Source organism: Streptomyces caelestis (assembly GCF_001279005.1).
Taxonomy (GTDB): Bacteria; Actinomycetota; Actinomycetes; order Streptomycetales; family Streptomycetaceae; genus Streptomyces; species Streptomyces heliomycini.
The window spans coordinates 1-280 of record NZ_LGCN01000133.1 but is presented as its reverse complement, the minus strand read 5'-3'; the positions used below and the strand labels follow the sequence as shown (position 1 = coordinate 280).

The window sequence follows — 280 nt, the reverse complement described above, 5'->3', positions numbered from 1 at the left end:
GGCGCGGTCGGGTCCGATCGCCTCGGCCGAACCGTGCCCCAGCACGGCCGCCACCTGCGAGCGCACCAGCTGCAGCACCGCACGGCGCCGCTCGCCGGCCGGGAGGGCCGCCAGCCGCTGAGCGGGGACTTCCTCCCCTGCCGCTCCGTCGGTGGCGGCTGCGGTGGCGCGGCGGACGGTCGGGGCGAGGGCGCGGAGGAGGGCGGGGACCTCGTCGGTGCGGGTGCGCAGGGCGGCGGTGTCGACCCGCAGCGGGACGACCGTGGCCTCGCCGCGCTCC

At 80.7% G+C, this 280-nt stretch carries 1 protein-coding gene; it reads right to left on the bottom strand.

The genetic code is table 11. From position 1 onward, the window contains the following. The coding region (locus ADK41_RS13740) for an acyl carrier protein (protein ID WP_159043968.1) at positions 1 to 280 on the bottom strand (280 nt) is incomplete at both ends.